We start from the raw sequence: 24,513 nt of genomic DNA on the forward strand, positions 1-24,513 counted from the left end.
ACTCGACGGGATCGGGCGAGAGTGTCGGTATCGGATGCCTCGGGGTCGGACTCGACCGCCACTCAGTCGCTCTGAGGCTCGACCGACGTGACGAACCCACGCAGCACGTCGAACCACACATCCGGCGTGTCGAGATGCGCATCGTGCCCGGCGCCGAGGAGTCCAACCGATCGCACGTCCGGCGCGCGCTGGAGCAGATCGAACTGCTGCGCGGCCTCGAACATGCCCCGCTCGCCGAACACGAGGAGGTGCGGCATCGTGAGCCGAGGCAGCGTCTCCCAGCGCGGGCGTTCGTCGACCGCGGCGATCACGTCGACCATGACATCGGCGTCGAACCGCGGCCGGAGACCATCGTGGGACGCTTCGAGGTCGTCGACCCACGCACGTTCGAGGGGGCCATCTCCCAAGAACGCCGTTGCGGCGGCCCGATCCGAGAACGGCACGGGCCACGAGGCGAAGAACGCGCGCAGTTCGGCTCGTCGCCCCTCGTCGCCGTCGCCGCCGACACCGGCTTCCAGCAGCAAGAGTGCGCGAACGAGGTCTGGTCGCGCAGCGGCGACGAGCAACGCGGTGTGCCCGCCCATCGACTGGCCGACGAGCACGACCGGCCCGCCGACGACGTGCTCGATCACCCCGATGACGTCGGCTACGAAGGCCTCCCGAGAGACATCCGTCGGCACTCTTGTGCTGCGTCCGTGCCCGCGCTGATCGACGAGCACGACCCGATGCGGTGCGAGTGCGCGTGCCGTTGGAACGAACTCGCGGGAGCTCCCGGCGAGTCCGTGGAGGATCACGAGCGGCGGCCGAGGGGCGCGGTCATGGTCGTCGTCGCGGACGACGGCACGGGCGAGGAACTCTCGGTAGGCGATCTCGGTGCCGTCTGGCGCAAGGAAGACCCTTTGCGTCTCTTCGCGGTCGTCGGCATCCATCGTGACGATGCTAGGGCCACGGTTCAACGGAAGTCCCGCGACCTCGACGGCGCCGACACGACGAGCGACTCGAACCGGTCGGCGATGAGGTTGACCACGCCGTCGCGCGAGCGTTCGAGCATGCCGCGCACGATCATCGCGGGGGCTTCACGGGCGATGCGGCGATACCTCGTCCAGACGCCGACGCCCGCGATGACGTTGACCGTGCCGGACTCGTCTTCGAGATTCAAGAAGGTGATGCCCGAGGCCGTCGCCGGGCGTTGTCGGTGCGTCACGACCCCGCCGACCTCGATGCGCCGACCCGTCTCGGCCTCGCGCAGGAGGTCGACGCGCAGCACGCCGCGTTCGTCGAGGCGGTCGCGGATGTGCCGGATCGGGTGGTCGTCGGGGGAGATGCCCGTCGCCCATAGGTCGTACACCACCTGCTCGGCGGGCGTCAGCATGGGCAGAAGCGGCGGCTGCACGACGACGACCGACCCCGGCAGGTACTCGGCCCGGTCTTGCGCGGCCTCGCCCGCAAGCCATAGGGCGCGCCGGCGGTCGAGTCCGAAGGAGGCGAACGCGCCCGCCGCAGCGAGCGCTTCGAGTTCGGATGCTTCGAGCCCAGCTCTGCGGGAGACGTCGGCCATGTCGCGGTACGGGCCGCCGCGCTCGCGTTCGGCGACGATGCGCTCGGCGGTCTTCTGACCGATCGAGGACACGTCTGCGAGTCCGAGCCGCACGGCGTACGCGCCGTCACGGCGGTGCTCGGCCGACCGGTCGGGGGCGTCGCGGTCGAAGTCGCCCACGGGCGGCTGCTCGCCGAGGCAGGTCGGCATGCCCGTCGCGCGGGGGTGGCGGGAGACATCCGCCTGCACCGAGGCATCCGCAGCGCTCGAAACCGCCTCGAGCCCCGCGTGCACCCCCGACCGCAGGATGTCGGGCCGCCGCACCTCGACGCCGTGACGCCTCGCGTCGGCCGTGAGCGTCTGCGGCGAGTAGAACCCCATCGGCTGCGCCCGCAGCAGCGCCGCGAGGAACGCCGCCGGATAGTGCAGCTTCAGCCACGAACTCGTGTAGACGAGGAGCGCGAACGCGAGGGCGTGGCTCTCGGCGAAGCCGAAGTTCGCGAACGCCTCGATCTTGCCGTAGACGAGGTCGCAATCCTCGGGCGAAAGGCCGTTGCGCGCCATGCCCGCGTAGAGCTTCTCTTTCAGGGCTGAGATCTTCACGACCCCGCGCTTCGACCCCATCGCGCGCCGCAGCTGGTCGGCGTCGGCGGGCGTGCAGTCGCCCACGGCGACCGCCATCTGCATCAGTTGCTCTTGAAAGAGCGGCACCCCGAGCGTGCGTTCGAGCACGGGCTCGAGCTTCGGGTGCAGGTAGGTGACGTCTTCTTCGCCCGTGCGCCGGCGGATGTACGGATGCACCGCACCGCCCTGCACCGGGCCAGGCCGGATGAGCGCGATCTCGACGACGAGGTCGTAGTACTTCCTCGGCTTCAGGCGGGGGAGCGTGCCCATCTGCGCGCGCGACTCGACCTGGAACACGCCGATCGAGTCGGCCCGGCACAGCATGTCGTAGACCGCCGCCTCCTCTTTCGGGATCGTCTGCAGGGTGAACTCCTCGCCCGTCGTGTCGCGCACGAGATCGAACGTGTACTGGAGCGCCGCGAGCATGCCGAGCCCGAGCAGGTCGAACTTCACGAGTCCCATCCACGCGCAGTCGTCTTTGTCCCACTGCAGCACCGTGCGGTTCTCCATGCGCGCATGCTCGATCGGCACGACCTCGCCCACGGGCCGATCGGTGAGCACCATGCCGCCCGAGTGGATGCCGAGGTGTCGGGGAAACGTCAGCACCTGCGAGGCGAGTTCGACGACGGGCCGCGGTATATCGTGATCGTCGGTCTCGACGACGGCGCCCCAGCGCTCGACCTGCCGCGACCACGCGTCTTGCTGCCCCGTCGAGTAGCCGAGCGCTTTCGCCATGTCGCGCACGGCGTTCTTCGGGCGGTAGCTGATGACGTTCGCGACCTGCGCGGCGTTCTCGCGCCCGTACTTGCCGTAGACGTACTGGATGATCTCTTCGCGGCGATCGGAGTTGAAATCCACGTCGATGTCGGGCTCCTCGTCGCGAAGCGCCGACAGGAAGCGCTCGAACGGCAGGTTGTAGCGGATCGAGTCGACCGCGGTGATGCCGAGCGCGTAGCAGACGGCCGAGTTGGCCGCCGAGCCGCGCCCCTGGCACAGGATGCCTCGGCGACGCGCCTCGGCGACGAGGTCGTGCACGATGAGGAAGTAGCCCGGGAAGTCCTTCTGCTCGATGACCGCGAGCTCTTGCTCGAGGCGGTCGCGCACGTGCTTCGGCACGCCCGGGTACAGTTCGGATGCCCCCTGCCACACGAGTTCTCTGAGCCAGCTCATGGGGGTGTGCCCCTCTGGCACCTGCTGCCGCGGCAGTTTCGGACGGGCGCTCCGGAGCGTGAACCCGAGCTCGTCGGCGAGGGTCACCGAGTGCGCGACCGCGCCCGGATAGCGCGCGAAGCGCGCGTGCATCTCGGCACCCGACCGGATGTGCATGCCGTCGGACGCGGGAAGCCACCCGTCGAGCTCGTCGAGACTGCGGCGTGCCCGCACGGCCGCGAGCGCCTGGGCGAGCCGGTGCTCGGGCGGCGTCGCGAAGTGCACGGCGTTCGTCGCGACGACCTGCAGGCCCGCCCGCTCGGCGAGGCCCGTGAGCACGTCGTTCGCCTGCTGGTCGCCCGGATGCCCGTGGTCGAAGAGCTCGACGACGACCTGAGCACGCCCGAAGAGGGCGACGAGCCGGTCGAGCTCGAGCCACGCGGCATCCGCACCGCCCGCTGCGAGCGCCCGGCGCACCGACCCTTTGCGGCACCCCGTGAGGATCGTCCATTCGCCGCCCGACCGTTCGGCGAGCGACTCGAGGCTGTAAACGGGTCGCCCCTTCTCGGCGCCCTCCGCGAGTTGCGCGGCCGTGATCGCGCCCGCGAGCCGGTGGTACCCCTCTTCGCGACGCGCGAGCACGAGGAGGTGGTCGCCTTCGGGGTCGGCCTCGCCCATCTGCGGCTTCGAGAGGCCGATCGAAAGCTCGGCGCCGAAGACCGTGGCGAGGTCGGGGAAGCTCTCGGCGGCCTCGGCGAACCGCACGATGCCGTAGAAGCCGTCATGGTCGGTGATCGCGAGCCCTGAGAGTCCGAGGCGTGCGGCCTCTTCGACGAGCTGCTCCGGCATCGACGCCCCGTCGAGGAAGCTGTACGCCGAGTGCGCGTGCAATTCGGCGTACGGGACGACCGGACCGTCGGGCAGCACGAGGTCGTCGCTCGGCCGGTACGGCATACGCTTGCGGCTCCACGCCGGGCTGTCGCCGCCGTCGGCGATGAGCTTCGACGCCCCCGCGGCGGGCGGACGTCTGCGGTCGGAGAGCGTGCGCTCGAGCTCCGACCACGGGATCTCGGGATTGTTCCAGCCCATCAGCGGGCCCCGCCCATCAGTCGTACCTCGCTTCGGCCTGCCAGCCGCCTTCGCCCAGCACGAGGAGCCACGCGCAGCCCTCGCCGTCGACGATCTGGAACCGGTGCACGCGCCTCGCGTGCTCGGCGTCCCACCAGCGTTCGACGATCGGCCACGGACCCGCCCATGCCGTGACCGGCCCGGGTGCTCCGCCCGCGAACGCGAACGTCGCAGGCGGCGCCGACACGCTGCCGCGCGCGTCGATCGCGACCGATTCGCCCGCCGCGTCGAGGAGCCGCACAGCCGGTCGCTCGCGGAACACGCTCGCAGGAGCGAGCGTCGGGAGGCTGCCCGGCCACGGCGCCGTCGACGCAGTGGGCGCCCGGTCGCCCCACGGCACGAGCACCTGCCGGTCGGCGAGCATGCGGCCGCCGCCGATCGCCGCCGTCACGACCGCATCGTGCCCCAGTAGGCTCTGCACGCGCGTGAGCCCGTGATGGATGCGCTCATCGGGCCCACCGCCCCACAACCCGTCTTCGTGGTCACCCGTCGAGTCGACGCGCTCGGGCACGACGCGCACGCGCACGACGGGGGAGGCCAGCCCCGCTTCGGCGCTCGCCGCCCCCTGGAGTTGCCAGCGCAGCCGGTCGACGACGTCGGCGGCCGTGAACCATCGCGGATGCAGCCATGCCCGGCTCGAGTGCCCGCCGCGCTCGTCGTCGAGGTCGATCCGCAGCGCCGTGCACACGAGCCGCGACGCGCGCAGTCGGTCGACGAACTCGTCGGCGCGCACCCGGAACGCGAACGCGAGCTGGTCGACGCGGTCGAGCGGCGGTTCGAACTCCTGCTCGACGGCGAACTCGGGCGGCGGCGTGCGCGGCACGACGCGCGTCGCCTCGCGCCCCGCGGCGAGATCGTGCGCGAACGCGCCCGCAGCGCCGAACCGCCGCCGGACGTCGGCCTCGGGCAGCGCTGCGAACTCGCCGAGTGTGCGCACGCCCAGCCGGTTGAGCAGGGTCGCCGTGCGCGCGTCGGCGACGAGGCGCACGGGCAGCGGGGCCAGGAACGCGGCGGATGTCTCGGCCGGCACGATGCCCACGGCCTCGCCGCTGCGCGTGCCGCGCGCCGCCTGCTCGGCCGCGAACGGCCCGTCGGCGATGCCGACCTGCGCCGCTTCGACCCCGGCCTCTGCCGCTGTGGCGAGAAGCGCCCGCGCTGCGGCCTCTTCGCCGCCGTAGTACCGCACGGGCCCGCGCGCCCGCATCGCGAGCGTGCCGGGCCGCACGAGTTGCACGCCGGGCACCGCCGCCTCGATCGCCCGCACGACGGGTTCGAACGCGCGTGCGTCGAGCGCCGCGTCGTAGGGGAGCACGACGAGCGCGGGGCACCGCAGTTGCGCTTCGCGCAGACGGATGCCTCGTGCGACCCCTTCGGCGCGAGCCGACGGCGAACACGAGTGCACGAGCCCGGCCTCGATGAGGGCGACGGGGTTCTCTCGGACAATCCCGCCTCGCGGCTCGCGGCGAACACGGGCCAGTCGGGGCACCAGAGCACGATCGTGCGGGCGAGCGAGAGGTCGGTACGTGCGAGGGCGGCGCGAGTCATCCGGCCCTCCGCTCGTCGAGCCGATGCACAGGGGCGAGGGGTGTCTCGACCGCCTCCGCGACCCCTCCCGGCGCATCGGGCAGGCGCAGCCTGGCCGCGCCGCCCGGACCGAAGCCGCCGCGGCCGGCGGTGCGCACGACGACCTCTCGCTCGACGAGGGCGCCGTGCCCGGCCTCGAGTCCCGTCCATCGGCTGCCCGTGACCTCGAGCACGGTGTCAGCGCCGGGCCACGCGCCCGTCGCGATGAGGAGCGCGCCGCGCTGGCGGATGCGCGCCGCGAGCCGCGAGACCTCGCCGGGGGAGACCCGCCCCTCGGGGCGCACGACGACGACGGGCACGGTGTCGGCGAGGGTCGCCGCGACCGTCAGCCACTGGCCGCCGGGCTCGGGCACGAGCACGAGGCGCGACAGATCGATGCCGAAGCGCCGTGCGGCTTCGGCGCCGAACGCGGGCATGCCGACGACCGCGACCCACCGCCCGGCAGCCGACGGCCCCGCGAGGAGCGCCATCACGAGGCTCGTCGACCCCGTCGCCTGCACGACCGTGCCCTCGCGCAGCACACCGCCCGGCAGGACGGCCGCGAGCGCCCGATGCGTGGGGATCTCGCGCGTGTCGAGACGCCTGGCCTGCATGTCGCGGATGCGCGACTGCAGCTCGCCGACCCGGTCGGGCCGGGTCTCACGGGGGAGCGGAGCAGCGAGCGTCACCGCCCCAGTTTCGAACATGCGTTCGAATTCGGCAAGTCCGGACGACCGCCCGTCCCGATGTCGGCGGCGAGGGCTAGCCTAGGCCGCATGTGCGGCCGATTCGCGATCTCCGACACCCCCGACGACCTCGTGCGCGTGTTCGACGTCGATACCGTCGGCGAGGGCATTCCGGGTCCGAACTGGAACGTGCGGCCCACCGACCCGATTCCCGTCGTACTCGAGTCCAAGAAGGAGGGGCCGGTCGTCCGCCGCCTCGAAGCCGCGCGCTGGTCGCTCGTGCCGAGCTTCGCGAAAGAGCTCAAGCTGCCCTATCCGACCTTCAACGCACGCGCAGAGGGCGCCGCGAAGGCCGGCGCCTTCCGGGCCTCGGTCGCGAGCAAACGCGCGCTGATTCCCGCAGACGGGTACTACGAATGGCACACGGTCGGCAAGGCGAAGACGCCCTACTTCATCCACGAACCCGGTGGTCCGCTCGCGTTCGCGGGACTCTACTCGTGGTGGCGCGACCGATCGAAGGCCGACGACGATCCCGACCGCTGGCACCTGACGGCCACGATCTTGACGACCGACGCCACGGGCGAGCTCGCAGACATCCACGATCGCATCCCCGTCATCGTGCCGCCCGAGTTCTGGTCGACGTGGCTCGACCCCGACACCAGGGGCGACCAGTCGCTCGTCGACGCGGCCGTCGCCGCCTCCCGCCCGCTCGTGCCGACGCTCGACTACTACGAGGTGGGGCCGGTCAACGGCGAGGGGCCCGAGCTCATCCGGCCGATCGAGCGCTGACCTTCGACTCTGCGAGAAGACTCGCGCCGCCATCGGAGTTCCTCGACGAACTCGTCGAATGAGCCGTTCGTGTTCGGCTCCGTCTTCGCTAGGCTGGCGAGGCGTGCTGCAGCAAGACCTCGTATGAACCGGATGAAGCGTTGAGGGGCCCCGTGAGCGCGTTGCCGCCGGATCGTGCACTGTCGATCGTGATTCCCACGTTCAACGAGGCCCCGAATATCGCGAGCCTCGTCGAGCGGATCGCGACTGCCGTCGCCGACCGGTTCACACTCGCGTCTGTCGAGGTGATCTTCGTCGACGACTCGACCGACGACACCCCCGAGGTCATCAAGGCGGTCGCTGCACTCGCCCCGATCCCGGTCCGGCTGATCCATCGGACAGTACCCGCCGGAGGCCTCGGCGGGGCGGTCGTCGAGGGCATCAGGTCAGCCGAGCACGACTGGTGCATCGTCATGGACGGCGATCTCCAACACCCTCCCGAGACGATTCCCGTCCTCGTCGAACGTGCCGTCGCGGGTGACGTCGACGTCGTTGTCGCGTCGCGCTACACGAAGGGCGGGAACGCGGAGGGCCTCGCGAACAAGGCTCGGACGACCGTGTCTCGCGCGTCGACCGTTGTCACACGCGCCATGTTCCCTCGCAAGCTCCACGGATGCAGCGACCCCATGACGGGCTTCTTCCTGATCGATCGCACGTCGGTCGATTTCGCTCTTCTCCGCCCGCGCGGATTCAAGATCCTGCTCGAGATCCTCGCGCGCCGGCAGTTGCGACTGGCCGAGGTGCCGTTCGTCTTCGGCCCCCGGGCCGGGGGCGAATCCAAGGCATCATTCACCCAGGGGATCCGGTTTCTCGTCCAGTTGACGATGCTCCGATTCGGACGTATGTCGGCGTTCGCGGTCGTCGGGGGCGTCGGGGCACTCGCGAACCTCGCGATCATGTGGATGCTGACGGGGCTCGGCGTCGAATACCTCTGGGCCGCAGTCATCGCGAGCGAGATCACGATCGTTGGCAACTTCCTATTGCTCGAGTACCTCGTCTTCGCCGACATGCGCACGGATTCCGGACGAATGCTCCATCGATTCCTGAAGTCGTTCACATTCAACAACATCGAGGCGATCGTACGTATCCCGGTGATCTGGCTGCTCGTCGAGGAGGTCCGCCTGCAGAGCGTGGTTGCGGCCGCCGTGACCCTTGCGGCTGCGTTCGTCGTGCGGTTCGTGTTCCACTCCCTCGTCGTCTACCGTCCGCATGCGGTCGCCGACGAAACCGGGGCTCGCCCTCCCGAGACCGTCGCCGTCGGCGATCCGCTCGATGACGAGGTCCGCGAGCACGGGATGGGAGGCGCATGAGAGCGGCCTGGCTGCGCAGTCCCGTGACCGTGATCGCGACGATGGGCTTGCTCGCTTTCGTGGTTCGTGCGCACACGTGGCTGCAACCGGGATCCCTGCTCACCGAACGGGAATATGACGACGGCGTGATGTTCGCGGCGTCGATCGCGACACTCCTGGGCAAGACGCCATACGGGGATTTCGTCTATCTGCATCCGCCCGGATCGTTCGTGGTGCTCATGCCTTTCGCGGCTCTCGCCGGCCCGCTGACCGACGCGCAGTCTCTCGCGATCGCGCGAGTCGCCTTCGCGCTGATCGGGGTGGCGAACACGGTGCTCGTCGGCGTGCTCCTCCGCCCCGTCGGGCGCCTCGCGATCCTCGCGGGCGCCGGCGCCTATGCGGTCTGGTCGAACGTCGTTCGCTCAGAAGAGACCGTGCTCCTCGAACCGATCCTCAACCTGCTGCTGCTCATTGCGCTCGTGTGTCTCGCGCGACGGCGCCTGGGCCTCGTGTTCGTCGCGGGCGCCGTCCTCGGGATCGCACTCACGGTGAAGTACTGGGCCGTCGTCGACATCGTCGTGGTGGGCGCGATGATCGCCATCCTCTGGGGTTGGCGTGGGCTCTGGAGATACCTCATGAGCGGGGTCATCGCGGTTCTGGCCGTGATGCTGCCGTTCTTTGTGCAGGCGCCCCAGGCGATGTGGGCGCAGACCGTCCTCGCCCAGCTCGGTCGGCCGCGATCGGTCTCGGGCGCCGGTCCCTCCGTCTGGGGCAGGCACGTCTCGCCCATCGCGGGTCAGCACATCCTCGATTTCCTCGTCCCCGGACTCGTCTGGGCCGGATTGTTCGCGGTGGTGGTGCTCGCCGTCGCGATCGCGCTCCTCCGGCGGCCACTGCGCTCCTGGCGCCGGCCTTCGCGGTGGCCGGATTCCGCGTGGTGGACCATCCTCCTGCTCGCGCACTTCGCGGCTCTCCTCCTCACGGGGAAAGCGTTCTACTACCACTACGCGGCGTGGATCATCGCGCCGCTCACGTTGTGCCTCGGGGCGCTGACGATCGGCATTCGTCGCGCCCGGGCGCGTCGGGTCGCCGCCGTTGTCGTGGGAGCAGCGGTCGTGGCCGTCGGGGTCGGCGACCTCATCCGGCCCACGCTGCCGTCCGGGTCGCCGACAGAGCTCGCCCAGGCCGCGTCAGGCTTCGAGTGCACATGGGGGACGCCGAGTCAGCTCATCCTCGCCGATCGGCTCACGGCCGCCGTCACGGCGGGTTGCGCGATCGACATCGACCCGTTCGGCGTCGCCCTCACCCAGTTCCGCGAGGGCGCAGGCAAGACCGACGCCCCGCAGTGGAATCAGCTGTGGCTCGATCACGCGTGGGAGCAGATCACGGCGGCCGACGCCGTCATCCTCCCGGCCGACGCCGATGCCTCGTTCTTCACCGCCGAGCAGGCCGGCGAACTCGAGGACGGCCGCTCGGTCGTCTACGAAGACGACCGAGTCGTCGTGTGGGGGAGACCGTGAGCGCGGCACCGAGCAAAGCACGCTGAATGCCGGCGCGGCCCGCAGTGCGGCGCGTCGAACACCGACACGCCCGATCCCATCCACACGTTCTGTCCTATAGGCCTAGGCCCAGGCTCCGGGCCGGGGCCGGAGAAACACGAAAGGCCGGATCTTCCGATCCGGCCTTTCGAACAACGCGTGCGCGAGGGGGGACTTGAACCCCCACGCCCGTTAGGGCACTAGCACCTCAAGCTAGCGCGTCTGCCATTTCCGCCACCCGCGCGTTGTCGGCCGCCGGTCACCCGGTAGCCTCTCCGCTGATCTCTCAGCGGCCGTAGAAGAGATTAGCACGGAAAAATGGGCGTTCTGACCACATGCCGACGAGGGCGCTAGCGTGGACGACATGCCCGAGGTTTCGATGATTCCAGAACCCCCGCTTGACCTGGACGAATCCGCGCAGATCGCACGCGATCTGATTCGCATGGATACGTCGAACTTCGGTGAAGGACGGTCGAACGGCGAGCGAGAAGCCGCTGAATACGTCGAGGCGAAGCTGCAAGCGTTGGGGCTCTCGCCCGAACTCTTCGAGCCCGAGCCGAACCGGGCGAGCGTCGTCGCGCGGGTGCCGGGTCGAAACCCCGACAAGCCCGCCCTCGTCCTGCACGGCCACCTCGACGTCGTGCCCGCCGATCCGCGCAACTGGAGCGTCGACCCGTTCGCGGGCGAGATCAAGGACGGCATGCTGTGGGGTCGCGGCGCCGTCGACATGAAAGACATGGATGCGATGATCCTCGCGGCGCTGGGAGACATCCTGCGCTCTGGACGGCTGCCCGAACGTGAGCTCGTCGTCGCCTTCTTCGCCGATGAGGAGGCCGGCGGGGGAGTCGGCGCGAGCCGACTCGTCGACGACCGGCCCGAACTGTTCGCGGGCGCGACCGAGGCGATCAGCGAGGTCGGCGGCTACTCGATCACGGTCGGCGGGCAGCGCGCGTACCTTCTGCAGACGGGGGAGAAGTCGCTTCTGTGGATCCGGCTCATCGCGCGCGGCGTCGCCGCGCACGGGTCGCGGCTCATCCGGCAGAACGCCATCACGCGCCTCGCAGCGGCGGTCGCGAAGCTCGGCGAGGCCGAGTGGCCCGTGCGACTCACTGCGACGACCGAAGAGCTCCTGGGCGAGATTGCGAAGGTGCTCGGCGTCGACCCTGCCGAGACCGAGCCCGACGTGCTCGCCCTCGCGACGGGCTCTGCGTCGGGGTTCATCACGGCGACGCTCCGCACGACGACGAACCCGACCGGCCTGACGGCGGGCTACAAGCACAACGTCATCCCCGACCGCGCCGAGGCGCTCGTCGACATCCGCACCCTCCCGGGCGAGGAGGACCGCGTCCTCGAAGAGGTGCGGCGCCTCGTGGGCGACGCGATCGAGATCGAGATCGTGCACCGCGACGTCGGACTCGAGGCTCCGACATCCGGGCCGCTCGTCGACGCCGTGCGCCGCGCGATCGGCGCGCACGACCCGGGAGCGCCCGTGTTCCCGTATCTGCTGTCGGGCGGCACCGACAACAAGTCGCTCAGCCGGCTCGGCATCCGCGGGTACGGCTTCGCCCCCTTGCGCCTTCCCGACGGCCTCGATTTCCCGGCGATGTTCCACGGCGTCGACGAACGCGTGCCGCTCGACGCACTACAGTTCGGTACACGGGTCCTCGGCGACCTGCTCCTCGACTACTGACCGGTCGGCCGCCACGCGGCCTCGATGCACCCTCCGATCCTGTGAGGGCGGAAGGCGGACCCCGCACGTGATCGAAGCGCTCATCCTCGGCCTCGTCCAAGGCCTCACCGAGTTCCTGCCGATCTCGTCGAGCGCGCACCTCCGCATCGTCGGCGAGTTCCTGCCGAACGCCGCCGATCCCGGCGCCGCGTTCACGGCGATCACGCAGCTCGGCACCGAGACCGCGGTCGTCGTGTTCTTCTGGCGCGACATCGTGCGGATCGTCTCGCACTGGTTCGGGTCGTTCACGGGTCGCGTGCCCCGCAACGACCCCGATGCCCGCATGGGCTGGCTCATCATCATCGGTTCGGTCCCGATCGTCGTCCTCGGCCTCCTCTTCCAGGACGAGATCGAGACGACGTTCCGGTCGCTCTGGATCGTCGCGACGATGCTCATCGTCTTCGGCGTCATCCTCGGCCTGGCCGACTGGTCGGGCCGCAAGGTGCGCACGCTCGACCGTTTGACGTACGGTCACGGCCTGCTCTTCGGAATCGGGCAGGCGCTCGCGCTCGTCCCGGGCGTCTCGCGCTCCGGCGGGACGATCACCGTGGGACTCTTCCTCGGGTACGAGCGTGCGGCCGCGGCGCGTTACGCGTTCCTCCTCGCGATTCCGGCCGTGTTCGGATCGGGTCTCTTCCAACTCGTCAAGAGCTGGGGCGAGCCGTCGGTGTACAGCCTCGTCGAGACGGGCGCCGCGACGCTCGTGGCGTTCGTCGTCGCCATCCTCGTCATCGCGTTCTTCATGCGCTGGATCTCGAAGCACAGCTTCCTGCCGTTCGTGATCTACCGCATCCTGCTCGGCGCGGCGATCATGGTCATGCTCGCGACGGGCGTCATCAGCGCCTGAGATTCGAGCGCTCCGGATGCCTCAGCCGGCGTCTTTCGGACGCCACGGCTCGTCGGGGCGCCCGTCGGCGCGCCCGCCGTCGGATCGGCCGTCGCCGCGTCGACGGAGGTAGCGTTCGAATTCTTTGGCGATCGCGTCGCCGCTCGCTTCGGGGGCGTCGACGGCGTCGCGCGCCTGCTCGAGCTGGGTGATGTAGCCGGCCATCTCGTCGTCGTCGGCGGCGAGGGCGTCGACGCCGGCCTCCCATGCTGCGGCTTCGGCCTCGAGGCTGCCGCGGGGGATGGAGAGACCCGTGAGCTCTTCGAGCTTGGCGAGGAGTGCGAGGACGGCCTTCGGTGAGGGCGCGTTGTGGACGTAGTGGGGAACGGACGCCCAGAGCGAGACGGTCGGGATCCCGGCCTGCTCTGCCTGGTCGGCGAGGACGCTGAGGATGCCGACGGGACCTTCATAGGTCGAGCGTTCGACGCCGAGGCTGCGACGCACTTCGGGGTTCTCGCTCGAGGCGAAGACCATGAGCGGCCTGGTGTGAGGCGCGTCGGCGAGCATCGCGCCGAGCATGACGATGCCCTCGACGCCCGCGGCGAGCGCCGCGTCGACGAGTTCGGCGACGAAGCTCTTCCAGCTGCGGGCGGGTTCGGCGCCGAGGATGACGTGGAGTCCGTCGACGCCGGGGCCGGTGACGGCGTCGGCAGCGGTACCGCCGCGGTGTCCGCTCGGACCGAGGAGAGCGGCGCCTGGCCACGTGAGCCTGCGTACGCCGTCTTCGCCGGCGCCGACCGTGGGCCGGTTGAACTGGTAGTCGTAGTAGAGCTCGGGGTCGATCGCCATGATCTCGGTGAGGCCGAGGCGCTCGACGAGCAGGGTCGCGGCGCCCGAGGCGGCTTCGCCGGCGTCGTTCCAACCCTCGAAGGCGACGACGAGGAGCCTTCCGCTGCCGAACCCGGTGGGCTGATGCACACTCGCTCGTTCCCGTCCCGGTGGCTCCGGGCTCCCATGCCCACTCTAGGACGTGCCCGTAGACTTGCCCGTTGTGACTGCACCCCTTCCTGCCGCCGTCCTGTGGGACATGGACGGCACCCTCGTCGACACCGAGCCGTACTGGATGGCCGCCGAGGGCGAACTCGTCGAGTCTTTCGGCGGCACGTGGACCCACGAAGACGCCTTGCAGCTCGTGGGCTCGGGCCTATGGGAGGCGGCGAAGGTCTTCCAGCGCTACGGCGTCGACCTTCCCGACGACGAGATCGTCGCCTGGCTGACCGAGCGGGTGCGCGAGCAGCTCGAGGAGCACGGCGTGCCGTGGCGCCCGGGCGCCCGCGAGCTGCTGCAGGCGTTGCGCGAGGCATCCGTGCCGACGGCGCTCGTGACGATGTCGATCCGCTCGATGGCGGAGGACATCGTGGCCGCGATCCCGTTCGATGCGTTCGATCTGCTCGTGACGGGCGATGAGGTCGCCGAAGCGAAGCCGCACCCAGAGCCGTACCTGACGGCGGCGACGCAGCTCGGCGTCGCGATCGGCGAGTGCCTCGCGATCGAGGACTCGCCGACCGGCCTGGCGTCCGCGGCGTCCGCGGGCGCGGTCGCACTCGGCGTGCCGAACATCCTGCCCCTCGACGACGCGCCGCACCATCTGCTGTGGCCGACGCTCGACGGGCGCACCCCCGCAGATCTCGCGGCCGCGTTCATCACGGCGCGCACGAAGACGAAGACGGATGCCTCGAGCGGCATCGATTCCGAGGAGGAGACCGCATGACCGCGAGCCGAGGAGAGACGAGCGGCCCCTTCCGCATCGGCGACCGCGTGCAGTTGACGGGGCCGAAGGGTCGCCTGCACACGGTGACGCTCGAGCCGGGCAAGGAGTTCCACTCCCACAAGGGCACGATCGCGCACGAGGCCCTCATCGGGTTGCCCGACGGGTCGGTCGTCGAGAACCAGGCCGGGGTCGAGTACCTCGCACTCCGCCCGCTCCTCAAGGACTTCGTCATGTCGATGCCGCGCGGCGCCGCGATCGTCTACCCGAAGGACGCCGCGCAGATCATCGCGCAGGCCGACATCTTCCCCGGTGCGACGGTCGTCGAGGCGGGCGTCGGGTCGGGGGCGCTCTCGTTGTGGCTGCTGCGTGCGATCGGGCATGACGGCCGGCTGATGTCCTTCGAGCGTCGCGACGAGTTCGCCGACGTGGCGCGCGGCAACGTCGAGACGTTCCACGGGTCGCTGCCCGAGAACTGGTCGATCACGCTCGGCGATCTCGCCGATGCCCTTCCCGAAACGGCCGACGAGGCATCCGTCGACCGGGTCGTGCTCGACATGCTCGCGCCGTGGGAGGTCCTGCCCGCCGTGACCGATGCGCTGAAGCCCGGCGGTGTCGTGCTCTGCTACATCGCGACGGTCACGCAGCTCTCGCGGGTCGCCGAGGCGATCCGCGCGACCGGGGCGTACACCGAGCCCGACGCGCACGAGACGATGGTCCGCGGGTGGCACGTCGAGGGTCTCGCGGTGCGCCCCGACCACCGCATGATCGCGCACACGGGCTTCCTCCTCACCGCGCGGAAGCTCGCACCGGGCACGATTCTGCCCGAGCTCAAGCGCCGCCCGTCGAAGACCGACTTCAGCGACGAGGATGTCGAGCTGTGGACGCCCGGTGCGCTCGGCGACCGCAATGTGAGCGACAAATCGCTCCGCAAGCGCGTGCGCGAAGCGGGCAAGTCCGCGACGCTCGCGCGCGAGCCGATCTCCGAGGCCTCGGCCGAGGCGACGGCGGATGTCTCGTCCGACGACGCCGCGACCGATGCCCGTGACGAGCGCTCGGGCGAAGCCGGGTAGGCTTTCCTCGCTCGTCTCATCCCACCCCAAGTCGAAGAATCGAGGACCTGTGCGGTCGTCACTCGCGCTCATCGCCGCCGCCGGCGTCGTCGCCATCGCGCTCTCGGGCTGCTCGAGCCCCGAGCCCGCTCCGCTCGCGAGCCCCGGCGAGTCGAGCGACTCGGTCCAGGTGAAGGGTGAGTTCGGCTCGGCGCCGCGGGTCAGCTTCCCGACTCCCGTCGAGGCCGAAGAGACCCAGTGCACCGAGGTCATCGAGGGCACCGGCCCGCGCGTGCGCCCCGGTGAGACGGTGCAGCTCGGCGCGGCCCTCTACGACGGCAAGAGCGGCAGCGAGGTCCAGGTCATCGGCTTCGACGACGAGCAGTCCGTCTCGCTGACGATCGGCGACACGACGCTCGCGGGCTTCAACAAGGGCCTGTCGTGCGCGCGTGAAGGCTCGCGCGTGGTCGTCGTCGTGCCGCCGTCCGATGCGACGTCGCCCTCGTCGGGCACTGCGCCTGAGAACGACATCGTCGTCGTGTTCGACGTGAAGCGCATCTTCCCGTCGCGCGCCGACGGCGCTCCCCGCATCACGCCCGACGACTTCCCGGCCGTCGTCCTCGCACCCGATGGCCGCCCCGGCATCACGGTGCCGAAGGCCGACCCGCCCGCGACGACCCAGGTCGGCGTGCTGCGCGAGGGCGCGGGCCAGGTCGTGAAGAGCGGCGACCAGGTCGTCGTGCACTACACGGGTGTGCTGTGGGACACAGGCAAGGTCTTCGACTCGTCGTGGGCGAACGGCCAGCCGGCGAACTTCACGGTCTCCGACGACGCATCGGCCTCGCAGGTGATCCCGGGCTTCTCGAAGGCGATCATCGGCCAGAAGGTCGGTTCGCAGGTCGGAGTCATCGTCGCCCCCGGCGACGGCTACGGTGAGCAGGGCAGCGGCGGCGAGATTCCGCCGAACGCGACCCTCTTCTTCGTCATCGACATCCTGGGCGTCGTCTGAGCCGCCGCGACCCGGCTGGCGTCTCCCAGGCGCCCGCTAGGATCGCACCTGTGGAGGGATCAGCGTCGTCGCGTCGTGCGCAGGTGCCGCCCGTCGACCGGCAGTTCAGTCTCGTGCTCGCGCTGCTCGCGACCGAGGCGGGTCTGCTGAAGAGCGAGATCCTCTCGACGGTCCGCGGGTACGCCGACAAGTACGTCGAGGGCGGCCGCAACGACAACCTCGAGCGGCAGTTCGAGCGCGACAAAGACGCGATCCGCGATCTCGGCATCCCGCTCGAGGCGATCGAGTCGCCCGACCGACCGGGTGACAACCAGTCGATGCGCTACCGCATTCCGAAGGGCAGGTACGACCTGCCCGACGAGGTGCGGTTCACTCCCGACGAGCTCGCCCTGCTCGGCCTCGCGGCCGAGGTCTGGCGTGAGAACTCGCTTTCCGAAGACTCTCAGCGCGCGCTCACGAAGCTCCGCGGACTCGGCATCGAGCCCCGCGAGCCCGTGATCGGCTACGCGCCGCGTCTGCGGGTGCGCGATGCCGCGTTCGAGCCGCTCCGCCGGGCGCTCGACCGGCGCCAGACCGTGCGGTTCCGCTACCTCCGCCCGGGGTCGGCGGCGCCGCGCCTTCGTGAGGTCGACCCGTACGCGGTCGTCCTCCACGACGGCCGCTGGCACCTGCACGGCTACGACCACGGCGTCGACGATGTGCGCACGTTCTTGCTCTCGCGCATCACGGGCCCCGTCGAGGTCATCGCCGGAAGCTCGTTCGCCGAGCCCGAGGCGGGCGTCCAAGACCGCATCCTCGCCGAACTCGACGCCTTGCGCTTGAGCAACGCCGCAGATCTGTCGGTGAGCGCCGGCAGCGACGCCGAGGTCCGCCTCGGGCGGCGCGCCGTGCTCCGCGACGAAGACGCCGGCGTCATCCGCCTGCACTACACCGACGAGGCCGTCTTCGCCGACGAACTCGCGAGCTACGGCCCCGAGGTGCGGGTGCTCTCGCCCGAGTCGCTCACGCACGCAGTCCGGGAGCGGCTCGAGGCCGTCGTCGCGGCGCACCGCGCTGCGGCGGGGGAGGAGCGCTGATGGCCGAGGCATCCGGTCGCGGGCGTAAGGCGCCCGATCAGCTCGTGTTCCTGCTGGCGCTCGTGCCCTACCTGCTCGAGCAGCGGGTCGTCGACGTCGCGACGGCAGCCGAGCACTTCGACGTCGACGAGAAGACCATCCGCGATGCCGTGACCCTCATCGCGACGTCGGGCCTGCCCGGCGAGACGGGCACGTATCAGGCGAACGACCTCTTCGACATCGACTGGGGCTCGTTCGAGGACGACGACGTCATCGTCATCGTGCACCACGTGGCGATCGACGACACGCCGCGTCTCTCTGCGCGCGAGGCCGCGGCGCTCATCGCGGGGCTGCAGTACCTCTCGGCGTCGCCGGAGAGCGCCGGCAGCGCGCACCTGCAGACGCTCCTCGCGAAGCTCAACGCAGGGGCCTCGGCCGAGCCGTCGCGGCTCGCGGTCGAAGAGAGCGAGACCGATGCGGCACTCGCGCTCGCGCGCAGCGCGGTCGCCGACGGACGCCAACTCGAGTTCGACTATCGCAACGCCCTCGGCGTCGCGGGGCGGCGTCGTGTCGATCCGTTGCGCATCGCGTCGCTCGGCGTCGACTGGTACCTCCAGGCGTACTGCCACACACGCGAAGACGTCCGCAGCTTCCGCGTCGACCGCATGAGCGGCCTCGTCGTGAGCGACGAGCCGATCGGCGACCACTCCGAGCGCGCTTTGCCCGAGGTCGGCTATCAGGGGTCGGTGTCCGATCAAGACGTCGTCGTGGATGTCTCACCCGACGCGCTGCCGCTCATCGCCGACTACCTCGCCGACGCCGAGCGCGAGGAGATCGACGGTCGATTCCGCGTGCGGCTCCGGGTCGCGCACTTCCACGGCCTCAAGCGGCTCGTGTCGGGGCTCCCCGGGCTCGTGACCGTCGTCGCGCCCGCCGAGGCGCAGTACGTCGTGGCCGAGTGGGCGGCGGCGGGCCTCGCCGCCTACGGCGAGCCCGAGAGATCCGGCGCGTCTGAGGCATCCGAAGCCGACGAACACTGACGCACGCCGCAGTGCTGCGGCGCAGGTAGACTGTTCCCACTCGTTCCCCGAGCATTGGACGAACCACATGTTCTCAGGCTTCACCGGTTGGCACGCGCTGATCATCCTCGTGGTGATCCTGCTGCTCTTCGGCGCCCCTCGGCTTCCCCAGTTGGCTCGAAGCCTCGGCCAGTCGATGAAGATCCTCAAGAACGAGGTGCGCTCCGACGACGACACCGACGGCAAGTCGGGCGACGTCTCGGCCGAGGCCGGGGCGAAGGTCGTCGCCGAGGAGAAGCCCAAGTCGGCGGGCACCGCCGACGGCGGCCCGACCTCCTGACGCCGTGACCGCCGTGAAGCCCCGCGGCGAGAAGAACCGCGACAAGCGGATGTCGCTCGCCGCGCATCTCATCGAACTCCGTAAGCGGCTCTTCATCTCCGCCGCCGCGATCCTCGTCGGCGCAGGCATCGGCTGGTGGCTCAATCAGGCGTTCGTCTGGAAGGCCATCCAGGGGCCGGTGCTGGCGGTCGCCCAAGAACGCGGCAATGCGACGACGATCGTCTTCCCGACGATCGCGAGCGGCTTCGACCTCATGCTGCAGATGGCGTTCACGATCGGCATCGTCATCTCGAGCCCGGTCTGGCTCTACCAGATCTTCGCGTTCCTCGTACCGGGGCTCAACCAGCGCGAGCGTCGGTACACGTTCGGCTTCCTCGGGTCGGCGATCCCACTCTTCCTTGCGGGCGCGACGGCCGGCTGGCTCGTCTTCCCGCACATCGTCGAACTCCTCACCGGCTTCGTGCCCGACGGCGGCGTGAGTCTCCTGACGGCGCGCGAGTACATCGACTTCATCACGAAGCTCGTCGTCGCGATCGGCATCGCGTTCGTCCTGCCCGTCTTCATCGTGCTCTTGAACTTCGTCGGCATCCTGAGCGCCGCCTCGATCATCAAGTCGTGGCGGGTCGCGATCCTCGTCATCGTGCTGTTCACGGCGCTTGCGACGCCGTCGGCCGACGTCGTGTCGATGTTCCTCCTCGCGGTGCCGATCATCCTGCTGTACTTCACGGCGTGGTTCATCGCGTTCCTTCACGATCGACGGGTCGCCCGGCGCCAGGTCGAAGAGTTCGGAACGGCCTTCGCAGAGGGCTGATCGGCTCCGTGCGCCGCCTAGGCTTGGGGCATGAGCCTCTCTCCGGCGGAACGGTACGCACTCTCCCGCCAGCAGCGGCGGCAGCCCCGGCTCGCCGAGTTCCAATCCGAGCAGCGGTTCGATCTCGATCCGTTCCAGCGTGCCGCGTGCGCGTCGCTCGACGAGGGCCGGAGCGTGCTCGTCGCAGCACCGACGGGCGCCGGGAAGACGATCGTCGCCGAGTTCGCCGTGTATCTCGCGATGCAGGCCGAGGGCGACAAGGTGTTCTACACGACGCCGATCAAGGCGCTCTCGAATCAGAAGTTCCAGGAGCTGTCGGAGAGGTGGGGCGCCGACAACGTCGGCCTCCTGACGGGCGACACGAACGTCAACTCGAGCGCACGCATCGTGGTCATGACGACCGAGGTGCTGCGCAACATGCTCTACGCCGACTCGCCGCTCCTCGACCGGCTCGCGTTCGTCGTCATGGACGAGGTGCACTACCTCGCCGACCGCTTCCGCGGCGCGGTGTGGGAAGAAGTGATCATCCACCTGCCCGAAGAGGTGCGGATGGTGTCGCTCAGCGCGACGGTGTCGAACGCCGAGGAGTTCGGCGACTGGCTGCAGGCGGTGCGCGGCGACACCGATGTGATCGTCTCCGAGGAACGCCCGGTGCCGCTCGAGCAGCACGTCCTCGTGCGCGGCAAGCTTGTCGACCTCTTTGACTCGAGCGGGCAGGCGGCGACGAACCGCGTCAACCCCGAGCTCAAACAGCTCGCGCGCGGCACGCGGTCGATCGGCCCGCGATCGCAGCGCGGTCGGCGCGGCGGCGACCGCGGCGGATTCCACCGGCCGGGGCAAGCGGCGAAACTCGACCGGCCCGAGCTCATCGCGTTGCTCCAGGGCAAGCATCTGCTGCCCGCGATCGTGTTCATCTTCTCGCGGGCCGGATGCGACCAGGCGGTCCGACAAGTGCTGCGCAGCGGCATCCGATTGACGGATGCCTCGGAGCGTGACGAGATCCGCCAGATCGTCGAAGCGCGCGCCCGACTGCTGCGCGACGAGGACCTCGCGGTCCTCGGGTACTGGGAGTGGCTCGAGGGCCTCGAGCGCGGCGTCGCCGCGCACCATGCGGGCATGCTTCCGGCGTTCAAGGAGGTCGTCGAGGAGCTGTTCCAGCAAAAGCTCGTGAAGGTCGTCTTCGCGACCGAGACGCTCGCGCTCGGCGTCAACATGCCGGCGCGCTCGGTCGTTCTCGAGAAGCTCGAGAAGTTCAACGGCGAGGCCCGCGTGCCGATCACTCCGGGGGAGTACACCCAGCTCACGGGACGCGCGGGTCGGCGCGGGATCGACGTCGAGGGGCACTCGGTGATCCACTGGGTCGACGGACTCGACCCCGAGGCGGTCGCTGCGCTCGCTTCACGGCGCAGCTACCCGATGAACTCGAGCTTCAAGCCGACGTACAACATGGCCGTGAACCTCATCGACCAGTTCGGGCGAGATCGCACGCGGCAGATCCTCGAGCTCTCGTTCGCACAGTTCCAGGCCGACCGCGCCGTCGTCGACCTCGCCCGCACGCTGCGCAAGCAAGAGGAGTCGATGGCCGGGTACGAGACGGCCATGAAGTGCCACCTCGGCGACTTCGCGGAGTACGCAGGTCTCCGCCGCAAGATCGCCGAGATCGAGCGGCAGACGTCGAAGGGCAATCCGTCGCACGCGCAGCGCGAACGGATGCAGCGCGAGCTCAACGGCGTGCGCAAGGCGATGCGTGCCCATCCGTGCCACGGGTGCGCCGAGCGGGAGGCGCACGCGCGCTGGGCCGAGCGCTGGTGGCGGCTGAAGAAGGAGCACGACCAGCTCCAATCGCAGATCAAGACCCGCACCGCCCAGGTCGCGAAGCGCTTCGACCGCGTGACCGAGGTGCTCGAGCAGCTCGACTACCTCGACCGCGACCACCACGGCGAACTACGGCCGACTGCGGCTGGACGCACCCTCAAGCGCATCTACGGCGAACGCGACCTCCTCGTGGCAGAGTGCCTGCGGCAGGGCGTGTGGGACGGGTTGGATGCCCCGGGGCTCGCCGCGATGGCCGCAGCACTCGTGTACGAGCCGCGCCGCGACGACCGCGGGGTCGAGTACCGTCTGCCGAAGGGCCCCTTCCGCGCGGCGTTCGAGCGGACGACCGACATCTGGGCGGGCCTCGACGACCTCGAGCGGGATCGTCGGCTCGCGGGCAGCGAGGTGCCGTCGCCCGCGCTCGCTCAGGCGATGTGGTCGTGGGCGAAGGGCGTCGGGCTCGGCACGGTGCTCGCCGACACCGAACTCGCCGCGGGCGACTTCGTCCGCCTCACGAAGCAGGTCATCGACCTCCTCGATCAGATCTCGATCGTCGCCGACGGACCCGTGGGTCGGGCGGCGCGCGACGCGATCGACGGGGTGCGTCGCGGTGTCGTCATCGACAGCGCGGCGGCGTGAGCGAGCCTGTCGCCGCCGGCGGATCCGCGCCCCTGTGCCGTCGCCTAGGCTGATCGTCATGCCCGAATCGCCCCGTCCGCTCCTGCCCTGGTGGGCGGCGCTTCCCGTCGCGGCGATCGGCGGCTGGGTCTACGATCTCGGCTTCCCGGACGTCGGCATCTGGCCGCTCGCGTTCGTCGGGATCGCGCTCGCGCTCCTCGTCTCGATCGGGCGGTCGTCGTGGGGCGCGGTGCTCATGGGGTACGTCTTCGGCGCGACGTTCTACCTCGTGCACGTGTCGTGGACCTCGCTCTACCTCGGCCCGGTGCCGTGGCTCGCCCTGTCTCTCCTCGAGTCGGTCTTCCTGGCGGTCGGCATCCTCGCGATCGCGCTCGCGTACCGGTGGGTGCCGCGCGCGTGGCCCGGCCGACCGTGGGTGCGTCTCGTCGCGCTTCCGGCGATCGTCGCGGGCCTCTGGACGGCCCGTGAGGTCGCGGTCGGCACGATTCCCTACGGCGGCTTCCCGTGGGGCCGCGCGGCGCACAGCCAGTCGCTCAGCCCGTTCGCCGAGGCGGTCTCGTGGGTCGGCCAGCTCGGCCTCGGGTTCCTCATGGTCTTCATCGTCGCGGCGCTCATCGAGTGGGCGCGCCTCGGACGGTGGCGCGACCTCCGCACGATCCTTCCGGCCGCCGTCACGACCCTCGTCGTCGTGCTCGTGCCCGCCTTTCCGACGATCGCGGCGGGCGACCTGCGCGTCGCGAGCGTGCAGGGCAACGGACCGGCCGGGTATTTCGATGAACGTCGTCCCGGCGACATCCTGGCCGCGCAGCTCGAAGCGACCGAGCCGATCCTCGACGAGCCCGACATCGACGTCGTGGTCTGGCCCGAGGGCTCGGTCGACATCGACCCGACCCGCGACCCGTCGACGGCGCGCCTGCTCGACCGCATCGGCGAGCATCTCGACGCGCCGCTCATCGTCAACACCGTGACCGTCGACGGCGAGGATTACTTCAACACGTCGCTGAACTGGGTCGCGGGCGAGGGTGCCGTCGAACGCTACTCGAAGCGACACCCGGTGCCGTTCGGCGAGTACATCCCCGACCGCGACTTCTACATGCTATTCGCACCCGACCTCATCTCGCTCATCCAGCGCGGCTACACGCCCGGCACCGAGCCGCCCGTCTTCGACATCGGCACGACGAAGGCCGGACTCGCGATCTGCTTCGACGTCATCTACGACGAAGTCATCCGCGAAGGCGCACTCGGCGGAGCCGAGGTGTACTTCCTCCAGACGAACAACGCCGACTTCCGCGGTACCGACGAGAACCTGCAGCAGCTCGCCATCGCGCGCCTGCGGGCCATCGAGACCGGCCGGCCCGTCGTCAACATCTCGACCGTCGGGACGAGTCAGGTCATCGAAGCCGACGGGCGCACGATCGACGAGCTCCCGGCGGCCGAGCCGGGCGCGATGGTGACGGATGTCCCGCTCCGCACCGGTCTCACCCCGGCGGTCCTGCTCGGCCCGTGGATCGACGGCGGCATCACGATCCTCGCGCTCGCAGCGCTCGTGCTCGCGGGCGTGCTCGCCCGACGGCGCGCGCGCAGCGGCGTCGTCGCCGCCGAGACGGCGAGCGGCCCCGGGACATCCGCCGCGCCCGACGCCTGACATGCGAAACGCCGGCCCGAGACATCCGGACCGGCGTTCGTGAGGTGTTCAGTCGAGCGTCACGCGCTCTTCTGCTGGCCGCGACGTGCGCGCAGCCACTGCAGGCGCTCTTCGAGCAGCTCTTCGAGCTCGGCGCGCGTGCGGCGCTCGAGCAGCATGTCCCAGTGCGTGCGGGCGACCTTCTCGCCCGAGCGGTCGATCTCGACGGGCTTCTCGTCGACGATGAGCGTCGCGCTCTGCCCGCAGAAGCGGCACTCCCACGACTCGGGGATCTCGGCCTCGGTCGAGAAGGGCATGACGGTCTCGCGGCCGCAGTGCTCGCATCGGTAGGTGTAGTCGGCGCGCGCGGCGAACACGACGCCGTCTTCGCTCTGCAGGCTCTGCGCCCCGATGCGCATCCCGCGAAGGCTCCGGTCGGCCATGGCGGCCCCCTTTCAGTCGTCTACCTGTATAAACGACCAAG

At 70.1% G+C, this 24,513-nt stretch carries 20 protein-coding genes and 1 tRNA gene; 14 read left to right on the top strand and 7 right to left on the bottom strand.

The annotated features are described in order from the left end of the window. Positions 1-62 precede the first annotated feature (62 nt). From ET445_RS12425 to ET445_RS12440, 4 genes are read right to left on the bottom strand one after another with little or no spacing between them, the layout of a single operon-like run. A complete protein-coding gene (locus ET445_RS12425; RefSeq protein WP_129191573.1) occupies positions 63-929 on the bottom strand; it encodes an alpha/beta fold hydrolase in 867 nt (288 codons plus the stop codon). A 23-nt stretch (positions 930-952) separates the two neighbouring features. Next, positions 953-4,399, bottom strand: a complete 3,447-nt coding sequence (locus ET445_RS12430) for an error-prone DNA polymerase (RefSeq protein WP_129191574.1) — start codon at positions 4,397-4,399, stop codon at positions 953-955. 16 nt (positions 4,400-4,415) lie between these two features. Beyond that, positions 4,416-5,924, bottom strand: a complete 1,509-nt coding sequence (locus ET445_RS12435) for a DNA polymerase Y family protein (RefSeq protein ID WP_341769705.1) — start codon at positions 5,922-5,924, stop codon at positions 4,416-4,418. Positions 5,925-5,979: 55 nt separating this feature from the next. Further along, positions 5,980-6,690 (bottom strand): hypothetical protein, encoded by a 711-nt coding sequence (locus ET445_RS12440; protein ID WP_165314393.1) that lies wholly within the window; start codon positions 6,688-6,690, stop codon positions 5,980-5,982. Between the two features lie 87 nt (positions 6,691-6,777). Between ET445_RS12440 and ET445_RS12445 the strand changes: the two genes are divergently transcribed. The 3 genes from ET445_RS12445 (at position 6,778) to ET445_RS12455 (ending at position 10,324) form a co-directional block, all read left to right on the top strand. Continuing rightward, positions 6,778-7,476, top strand: coding sequence for an SOS response-associated peptidase (locus ET445_RS12445; protein ID WP_165314394.1), 699 nt, complete (start codon positions 6,778-6,780; stop codon positions 7,474-7,476). 179 nt (positions 7,477-7,655) lie between these two features. Beyond that, positions 7,656-8,825: a glycosyltransferase gene (locus tag ET445_RS12450; protein ID WP_129192546.1), complete on the top strand. Its 1,170-nt coding sequence runs from the start codon at positions 7,656-7,658 to the stop codon at positions 8,823-8,825. Further along, complete coding sequence (locus ET445_RS12455; RefSeq protein WP_129191578.1) at positions 8,822-10,324, top strand: hypothetical protein; 1,503 nt, start codon at positions 8,822-8,824, stop codon at positions 10,322-10,324. The genes ET445_RS12450 and ET445_RS12455 overlap by 4 nt, the downstream gene beginning before the upstream one ends. Positions 10,325-10,502: 178 nt before the next feature. On the opposite strand, the gene ET445_RS12460 is transcribed toward ET445_RS12455, so the two are convergent. Next, a tRNA-Leu gene (locus ET445_RS12460) sits at positions 10,503-10,586 on the bottom strand. A 135-nt stretch (positions 10,587-10,721) separates the two neighbouring features. On the opposite strand from ET445_RS12460, the gene ET445_RS12465 reads away from it, so the two are divergent. Both ET445_RS12465 and ET445_RS12470 read left to right on the top strand, forming a co-directional pair. After that, on the top strand, positions 10,722-12,032 hold the full coding sequence (locus tag ET445_RS12465) for a M20/M25/M40 family metallo-hydrolase (RefSeq protein ID WP_129191579.1): 1,311 nt from the start codon (positions 10,722-10,724) through the stop codon (positions 12,030-12,032). Between the two features lie 67 nt (positions 12,033-12,099). Further along, the gene (locus tag ET445_RS12470) at positions 12,100-12,918 is read left to right on the top strand and encodes an undecaprenyl-diphosphate phosphatase (protein WP_129191580.1); all 819 of its coding nucleotides are present in this window, start codon (positions 12,100-12,102) and stop codon (positions 12,916-12,918) included. Positions 12,919-12,939: 21 nt separating this feature from the next. On the opposite strand, the gene ET445_RS12475 is transcribed toward ET445_RS12470, so the two are convergent. Next, positions 12,940-13,875 carry a PAC2 family protein gene (locus ET445_RS12475; RefSeq protein WP_129191581.1) on the bottom strand — a complete coding sequence of 312 codons (936 nt, stop codon included), beginning with the start codon at positions 13,873-13,875 and terminating at the stop codon, positions 12,940-12,942. A 109-nt stretch (positions 13,876-13,984) separates the two neighbouring features. Between ET445_RS12475 and ET445_RS12480 the strand changes: the two genes are divergently transcribed. The 9 genes from ET445_RS12480 (at position 13,985) to lnt (ending at position 24,050) form a co-directional block, all read left to right on the top strand. Next, the gene (locus ET445_RS12480; protein WP_129192547.1) at positions 13,985-14,668 is read left to right on the top strand and encodes an HAD family hydrolase; all 684 of its coding nucleotides are present in this window, start codon (positions 13,985-13,987) and stop codon (positions 14,666-14,668) included. Beyond that, entirely contained in the window at positions 14,665-15,738 is a 1,074-nt protein-coding gene (locus ET445_RS12485; protein WP_129191582.1) for a tRNA (adenine-N1)-methyltransferase, read from the top strand. The genes ET445_RS12480 and ET445_RS12485 overlap by 4 nt, the downstream gene beginning before the upstream one ends. 49 nt (positions 15,739-15,787) lie before the next feature. Further along, positions 15,788-16,726 (top strand): FKBP-type peptidyl-prolyl cis-trans isomerase, encoded by a 939-nt coding sequence (locus ET445_RS12490; RefSeq protein WP_129191583.1) that lies wholly within the window; start codon positions 15,788-15,790, stop codon positions 16,724-16,726. Between the two features lie 50 nt (positions 16,727-16,776). Beyond that, complete coding sequence (locus tag ET445_RS12495; protein WP_243695194.1) at positions 16,777-17,802, top strand: helix-turn-helix transcriptional regulator; 1,026 nt, start codon at positions 16,777-16,779, stop codon at positions 17,800-17,802. Beyond that, positions 17,802-18,821, top strand: coding sequence for a helix-turn-helix transcriptional regulator (locus ET445_RS12500; RefSeq protein ID WP_129191584.1), 1,020 nt, complete (start codon positions 17,802-17,804; stop codon positions 18,819-18,821). Before ET445_RS12495 ends, ET445_RS12500 begins: the two co-directional genes overlap by 1 nt. Positions 18,822-18,888: 67 nt before the next feature. Beyond that, a complete protein-coding gene (tatA, locus tag ET445_RS12505) occupies positions 18,889-19,140 on the top strand; it encodes a twin-arginine translocase TatA/TatE family subunit (RefSeq protein WP_129191585.1) in 252 nt (83 codons plus the stop codon). 49 nt (positions 19,141-19,189) lie between these two features. Further along, positions 19,190-19,951 carry a twin-arginine translocase subunit TatC gene (gene tatC / locus ET445_RS12510; protein WP_129192549.1) on the top strand — a complete coding sequence of 254 codons (762 nt, stop codon included), beginning with the start codon at positions 19,190-19,192 and terminating at the stop codon, positions 19,949-19,951. A 30-nt stretch (positions 19,952-19,981) separates the two neighbouring features. Further along, positions 19,982-22,405 carry a DEAD/DEAH box helicase gene (locus tag ET445_RS12515; RefSeq protein WP_129191586.1) on the top strand — a complete coding sequence of 808 codons (2,424 nt, stop codon included), beginning with the start codon at positions 19,982-19,984 and terminating at the stop codon, positions 22,403-22,405. 58 nt (positions 22,406-22,463) lie between these two features. Beyond that, positions 22,464-24,050 carry an apolipoprotein N-acyltransferase gene (gene lnt, locus ET445_RS12520; RefSeq protein WP_129191587.1) on the top strand — a complete coding sequence of 529 codons (1,587 nt, stop codon included), beginning with the start codon at positions 22,464-22,466 and terminating at the stop codon, positions 24,048-24,050. 59 nt (positions 24,051-24,109) lie between these two features. Here the strand turns inward: lnt and ET445_RS12525 are convergent, their stop codons facing one another. Further along, entirely contained in the window at positions 24,110-24,472 is a 363-nt protein-coding gene (locus ET445_RS12525) for an RNA polymerase-binding protein RbpA (protein ID WP_129191588.1), read from the bottom strand. Between the last annotated feature and the right edge of the window lie 41 nt (positions 24,473-24,513).

It is taken from the genome of Agromyces protaetiae (assembly GCF_004135405.1).
GTDB lineage: Bacteria > Actinomycetota > Actinomycetes > Actinomycetales > Microbacteriaceae > Agromyces > Agromyces protaetiae.